Genomic DNA, 3,275 nt, shown 5'->3' on the forward strand with positions numbered 1-3,275 from the left:
TGCCTGCCTCTTCAAGAGCCCGCTACGTCGGCAAGGTCGCTCGCATAGCCCCGACTTTCAAATGCGGCATGAATGCGTCGGAAACGCACCAAGCATGGATATCCACGCGGGCCGCGTGACTCCTAAATGGCTTACTCAGCCAGGACTCTCCGTTGTGATCGATCTGTCAAACCGCACGCCGAGACCATATGCGGTGGCGCTGGCTGCTATCATGTCATCAAAGGCTCTTCCGGAAATCGGCAGTTCGGGAGTACCTCCCGAATGGCGGCTTCTGCCGTCGAGGTAGAAATGACGTCATGTTGCCTTTTTCTGGTTTCGACATATTGCTCGACCAGCATTTTCAGGCGTCTTGCAGCAATCTCATCTGCAAACATCGAGTTTCTCCTGGCGGCCGAGGCCGCATTCGTTCGCGGCGCCATACTTCAATTGGTGAACCCGCGACACGAGCGTTAGCTCGATTGGCCAAAGCTGCTGTCGGGTATCTTGTTCCGGATAGCCGAGGCTTGGTAATTCCCAGACATTTCTGCTGAAGTGGCGTTTTGGAGCGGGTGGAGATGGTTCGCAATTTCTGTTGAACGCCCTCGCGACGTCCGTGACGCTAATGTGACGTAATATCGTTGTTGCCGCCGGCATTGAAGGATATTTGAAGAATGACTCATGTTGACCACCCTTGCTGTCTCTGTGGGGGATCATGGTCTCCGGCAAGTGACGCCGCCAAGCCGGTACCGTGAGCCCGGACCGAGATGAGCTCATGGTTGTCGGGGCGTGTGTTTTGTCACGGCCTTCGACGATGGATAAATTCTTCAACAAGTTTCGCGTCGGCTTCGTGTTCCGCGGCCCGCGTAGCCATTTGGCTGGCCAAGCTATGTCTTTCCCGAGCGGCTTCGCGTTTCGCCGTCCGTTTCGCCAACTCGGCCCGCTGCTGGTGCGCTCTTAGAAGACTCCAAAGGGCCTGTTCCGCATCGTCCGCCTGGGCCTGCATCAAAACGTCCGCTCCGAACGCATGTCCGGTGTGACAACGGTAACGGGTAATCGGCCCGTCTTCGATCTCCCAAAGCGGTCCGTGACATTCGGGGCAGACAAATGTCGAGGGGGTGCCAAGCTGGCGTTCTGTCTGTTCCATTGTGCTGTGCTCCTGAGCAGCGATCGCAGCCTCAAGGCGGATGACAGGCGGGATTTCTGGTGTCGGCCCTGCGAGTTCGGAAGCAAGCCTGCGCAACAGGCCAGCCATTTCGGACAGGGCGACGCAATGGTCGACTTCCACATTCTGCAAGGCGCTCAGCGGCATATCGGGTACTGCAGCATCGTCGGGATCTTGGACCACGCTGACCCCTCCGCAAGTCTTGATGGCGCGCAAGCCGGCGGTCCCGTCGGAGAGGCTGCCCGTGAGCACGACACCAATCACGCTGCCGCCAAAGCTGCAGGCCGCTGATCGAAAAAGGGGATCGATGGCAGGGCGCGCCAAATTCTCCCGCGGCCCGCGCCGCAGCAGCATGTGATCATCATGTAAAAAGCAGGTGAGCTCCGGGCGGTGCAACGAAGATGTGCCCGTTTTTAACCTTCGTGCCGCTGGCGGCATTCGCTACGGGCACGCTTGCAGCGCGACCGAGAATGTCGCCGAGGTAACTCGTGAGGCCGACGTGCTGTACGATGAGGAGGGCCGCCGGAATGTCCGGCGAAATATCCCGGACAAGTCTCTTCAGCGCGTCGAGCCCCCCCGCCGAGGCTCCGATTGCGACAATGCAACGGTTCTCGCAACCGTAGGCACGGACCTTCTCCGACTGTCCCGCATGCTCCGACTCGGATCGTGGTGCGGCGGTGGCCATTTGTGCTTCACCCACTTTTCACCAATAGCGAGCACTCCGGCCAGTCCGCTGCTGCCACTCGGATGCCCCTGCTTTCGTCCTTAGCTTCTTGATCATCGCCGAACATAGTTGCCCCGCAATGATGTCAGCTCTAAACTAACGCTTACGTGCGCGTTTGACAGCAGCCTCTGCCACGGCGGGGGCCTCCTGAATGCTTGCCGAGCCGCCAAAATCCGCGTTCTTGGTTCGGCCAGCTCCCGGGCCCGCACCTAAATCAGCGCCTGTGACCGGATCGGAGGCCGGATCAGAAAGAGTACGGTCGGCCATCTTGGCCACCACCTTCATGTCTCTGGCGCCCATCTTGACGGTTGCCAAGCCGTCTCCGCCGTCGACGGGCATCACCTCTTCAAGGTCATCGATCCGATCCCACTCTTCGCCGGAATTCCATGGACCATTGGTGTCGCCGTCACCTTGAGAGGTGTTGACGTACATGCTGGCGTACTTCTCGATGCCTGGGAGCTTGCCTGACGGGAAATTGTTTTCGATGGCGTAGAGTGCTTTCTCAAACGATTTTTGGTGAGCGATCTCGCGTGTCATCAGGAAGCCGAGCGCGTCCTTGATGCCCGGATCATCGGTGATGTTGATGAGGCGTTCGTAAACGATCTTGGCGCGCGCTTCAGCGGCGATATTCGACCGCAAATCCACGGTAGGTTCACCGCGTGAGTCGACGTAGGCCGCGGTCCAGGGAACGCCGGCTGAGTCGCACAGCGCGGGAGCACCGCCGAACAGGATCGATTCCTTGGCTGTGGTACCGCTGGCGCCGATCATCAGATAAAGGTCCGCTTCTTTCATCTGGCCTTCGGCAAGTTGTGCCTTGAGGCCCTTGTTCAGCATGGTGACGATCGATCCCACCACCTCAAGGTGGCTGAGTTCTTCAGTGGCTATGTCGAGCAACATGTCGCGACGGCCAAGATCATCCTCGCCAAGGCCTTGCGTGAAATAGCGCATCGCCGCCGCAAGCTCACCATCGGCGCCACCGAATTGTTCCATGATCATGCAGGCCAGGCGGGGATTAGGCTCCGAAACGCGGACGGTGTATTGCAGGCGCTTGTTGTGCATGAACATCGGCAGTCCTCCAGGGGGTTGGCTTGCCCAACATCCGCCTGCGAGGATTGTTCCATATTGCATCGAGTGACGCAGTGGATCCGCGAGGCCATGGCGCGCTATGGGGTGAAATCCGTGTCGGGACGCACATCGCGGCAAAACGCGCACACTAGTTCGATCGTCGCTTCGATGTCGGCGAGACACAAAACCTCGGATGGGGTATGCATGTAGCGTAGAGGCACGGACAAGAGTCCCATGGCGGCACCTCCCCGGCTAGTTTGCAGGAGGCGGGCATCGGTCGGGCTTTTGTCTCCGTAGGCCTGCAACTGATACGGAAGACCCCTACGATCCGCGGCTCCTTTGAGA

4 protein-coding genes and 1 pseudogene are annotated in these 3,275 nt (G+C 59.1%); all 5 read right to left on the bottom strand.

All coding sequences use genetic code 11. The annotated features are described in order from the left end of the window. Positions 1-209: 209 nt before the first annotated feature. Entirely contained in the window at positions 210-374 is a 165-nt protein-coding gene (locus tag EOC06_RS34880) for a hypothetical protein (RefSeq protein WP_245466509.1), read from the bottom strand. A 401-nt stretch (positions 375-775) separates the two neighbouring features. Continuing rightward, the gene (locus EOC06_RS34885; RefSeq protein WP_245470334.1) at positions 776-1,495 is read right to left on the bottom strand and encodes a chemotaxis protein CheB; all 720 of its coding nucleotides are present in this window, start codon (positions 1,493-1,495) and stop codon (positions 776-778) included. Between the two features lie 7 nt (positions 1,496-1,502). Further along, positions 1,503-1,826 carry a chemotaxis protein CheB gene (locus tag EOC06_RS44330; protein ID WP_245470335.1) on the bottom strand — a complete coding sequence of 108 codons (324 nt, stop codon included), beginning with the start codon at positions 1,824-1,826 and terminating at the stop codon, positions 1,503-1,505. Between the two features lie 135 nt (positions 1,827-1,961). Then, a complete protein-coding gene (locus EOC06_RS34890; protein WP_127332300.1) occupies positions 1,962-2,930 on the bottom strand; it encodes a manganese catalase family protein in 969 nt (322 codons plus the stop codon). A gap of 98 nt (positions 2,931-3,028) precedes the next feature. Beyond that, positions 3,029-3,275: pseudogene (locus EOC06_RS45250) on the bottom strand (M42 family metallopeptidase); the annotation flags it as partial.

This window comes from Mesorhizobium sp. M7A.F.Ca.MR.362.00.0.0 (assembly GCF_004023175.1).
In the GTDB taxonomy this organism is placed as follows: Bacteria; Pseudomonadota; Alphaproteobacteria; order Rhizobiales; family Rhizobiaceae; genus Mesorhizobium.